Genomic DNA, 1,779 nt, shown 5'->3' on the forward strand with positions numbered 1-1,779 from the left:
AATGGTCGCATCCACCACAAGCTGTATGGCTGGCTGAATTGCTCAAGAGTTTGGCATGATTCACTGTGAATCATTGCTGTGTGTGATTGAGCCGATGGACAGTAAGCGTCAGGGGCAGCCATCTTGATTTTTAAGAGGCAACAAGTCATGAATTTTTGAGTTTGGCCAAGTTGGTAATTTATTGAGCGTATCGAGGAGCCACGCATATGGTTCAATTCCATTGGCTTTAGCGGTTGCGAGTAGTGATTGAATTGCAGCGGCACGTTTGCCTGCTCGTTCGGATCCGACAAATAGCCAGTTTTTCTTGCCGATGGCGATGGGTCGAATGGCGTTTTCGATGGGGTTGTTATCGATGGGGAATGCGCCCGATTCGATATAGCGAGTGAGCGCAGGCCAGCGTTTGAGTGTGTAGTTGATGGCTCTGGCAATGGCGGTGTTGCCAACTGTTGGAATGCTGATGAGCCAACTGTGCAGCGTTTCAAGTAGTGGTAAGGACTGGTTTTGGCGCATGGTGTGGCGTTGCGCGTCGTCGAGTGCGGCAGCCTCGCGTTCGATGGCGTATAGCTGGCCGATGCGCTCTAGTGCTTCGTGCGCGGTGGTGCTGCCGTTGGCGGCAAACACGTCGTGGAATTTGCGACGGGCATGTGCCCAGCAGCCGAGTTCAACCACTTCGTCATTGAACATGGCTTTGTAACCCGAGTAGTCATCGACCATGAGGTGTCCGCGCCAGCCCGCGAGGAATTGACGTGCATGTTTGCCCGAACGACTGGATTGGTGGTCAAATACGATGATGGGCGGTGAGTTGCCCGCTGTTCGGTAAGCCCAAATGTACGCGCTGTGCGTTTTGCCGCTGCCTGGATCAAGCTGCCGTATCGGTGTTTCGTCAGCGTGTAAAACATTGGCTTGCAACATGCGTTGCGTCAGCGCATCCACCAAGGGTTGCAAAGCCACGCCAACCTTACCGACCCATTCGGCCATGGTCTGACGAGGTAAATGCACGTCCTGACGAGCAGCGATTTGCTCAATCCGGTACAGCGGCAAGTGGTCAAGGTATTTGTTGATGACGATAGAGGCGAGTAATTCGTTGGTGGCCAAGCCACCGTCAATTATCGCAGCTGGGACAGGCGCAGTGACGATGCGCTCGCACGGCTTGCAGGCATATTTTGGGCGAATGTGACGCTGTACGCTGAATGTGCCTGGTGTGTAGTGCAGCTTCTCGGTCACGTCTTCGCCGAGTTTGACCAATGCGCCACCGCATTGATTGCATTGACAAGACTCTGGTTCGTGAATAATGACTTCACGTGGCAAATGAGCGGGCAATGGTTGACGATGTGCGCCAACACGCGGTTTGCGCGGCACATCGCGCATTTGTTCTAATTCGGACTCAATCGCTGCAAAGTCCTCAGCCATGCTGTCGGTGAACAGGTCTTGCTGCACTTTGGACAGCACTTCGGAGGTCTTGCCAAACTGGTGGCGTTTGTAGCGCGACAACTCGTAGGTGAGCTGGTCTATTTTGAGTTGCTTGTGATTGGCTTCTTCGATTCGTGCGTCGCGCTCGTTGGTGATTTGTTCAATGTAGCGATCGCGTTGCATTATTTGAGCATTGCGCTCTTTGATTTGAGCATCGTATGCTTTTGCATCATATTCCAACTGCTCAATGTAACGCAACGCCGCATCAAGTGCAGCGTTGGATGTTGAGGCGTTGGCAGGTGCGATTATCATGATGTGATTGTAATTCATGTGCCACCATGATATCACTTAAAACCCTATTTTTATAAA

General features: G+C 52.2%; 1 protein-coding gene. It reads right to left on the reverse strand.

Going from position 1 to position 1,779, the window contains the following annotated elements; genetic code table 11:
• Window positions 1–108: 108 nt before the first annotated feature.
• Window positions 109–1,593 (reverse strand): IS66 family transposase, encoded by a 1,485-nt coding sequence (gene tnpC / locus IE082_RS11000; protein ID WP_189493955.1) that lies wholly within the window; start codon window positions 1,591–1,593, stop codon window positions 109–111.
• Between the last annotated feature and the right edge of the window lie 186 nt (window positions 1,594–1,779).

This window comes from Formosimonas limnophila, from assembly GCF_014652675.1.
GTDB lineage: Bacteria > Pseudomonadota > Gammaproteobacteria > Burkholderiales > Burkholderiaceae > Hydromonas > Hydromonas limnophila.